This is a genomic window from Pseudomonas sp. GW822-FHT04C11 (genome assembly GCF_058800905.1).
The window spans coordinates 1-1,367 of sequence record NZ_JBXAMS010000041.1 but is presented as its reverse complement, the minus strand read 5'-3'; the positions used below and the strand labels follow the sequence as shown (position 1 = coordinate 1,367).

At 55.0% G+C, this 1,367-nt stretch carries 1 protein-coding gene; it reads left to right on the top strand.

What is annotated here, in order from left to right; translation table 11 throughout:
* Positions 1-92: 92 nt before the first annotated feature.
* The gene (locus tag AC1RJ3_RS29600) at positions 93-1,109 is read left to right on the top strand and encodes an IS110 family RNA-guided transposase (protein ID WP_493081985.1); all 1,017 of its coding nucleotides are present in this window, start codon (positions 93-95) and stop codon (positions 1,107-1,109) included.
* Positions 1,110-1,367: the final 258 nt, after the last annotated feature.

Here is a 1,367-nt window from a genome sequence, read left to right as displayed (position 1 = left end):
GGGGCGAAGCCTTAATGAGATGGTCAGCCCGGCGAGAACCTCGGCGAGTCTAAACTTGCCGGGGCGCTCTCTTTACCGAAGGAGGATCTCTCATGAATACCGTGACGCTTCTGGGTATCGACATCGGCAAAAACACTTTCCACCTGCATGGCCAGGACGCCAGAGGCCATCAGGTGCTGCGTAAGAAGCTCAACCGTAACCAGTTGCTCCCCTATCTGGCGCAGATTTCAACCTGCAAAATTGCCATGGAGTCCTGCGGCGGATCGCAGTGGCTTGCCCGGAAAATCAAGGAGCAAGGCCATCACGTGCAGTTGATCGCGCCGCAACATGTGAAGGCCTATGTCACCGGCAACAAAAACGATTTCATTGATGCCGAGGCCATTTGTGAAGCGGCCTCGCGTCCTAGAACTCGTTCGGTCCAAGTCAAAACCGTAGAACAGCAGGTGCTGTGCACGGAGCACCGACTGCGCAAGTCCTTGGTAAGTCGACGCACCGCCGTCATCAATCAAGTGCATGGATTTCTTCTGGAATTCGGCGTCATCTTTCCCGCCGGATACGCCGCCCTCAATCGGGTCTCGGGCTTGATGCAAAGCCGTGAACTGCCCGTCCGCTTGATAAACGCTATTGAACGCATGCTTGAAGACATTCGGCAGCTGACTGGCGAGATCAAAAAGCTCGATGTCGAGATCAAGCAAAACCTGATTCAAAACGACGCCGGCCAACGCCTGCAAAGCATCCCCGGCATCGGCCCCCTCATCGCTAGCGCGTTGGTGGCCGATGTCGGCGACGCTTCGGGTTTCAAATCGTCCCGCGACTTCGCCGCCTCATTGGGGTTGGTGCCGCGACAATATTCAACAGGTGGCGAAACTGTCCTCCTCGGCATCAGTAAACGGGGCGATAAATACCTAAGAAGCCTACTGGTACAGGGTGCTCATGCCGTTTTGTGTCGACTCGATCACCGAACCGACGCCCTCGGTAGGTGGGCCAAAAACTTGCTCGCCCGCAAGCCTCTGAACAAAGTGGCCTGTGCCCTGGCGAACAAAATGGCCAGAATCGTCTGGGTGTTATTAACCAAGGGCGGCACCTACAACTCACATTTCCAGGCTTGATCCGTACGTTTCACCACCGGCTTTTGCGACGTCAGTAGCTGATGACGATAAACGGCAGACATCCTGGCTGAAAACCTGATAAGCAAAAGAGCTTTGGAGGCTGAAGCGTTTTTAAAGGACAGGCAGGAGCGACTACTCATCAAGGGCCGAGCGCTATCCGTGCTCACACTGAGCCCGGATACATTAGCGCAAGCTCGATTTACCGTTCATCAGTGCTGGGTGGCAGAAGGTGGGCTGACCATACATTTGCTTACTTTT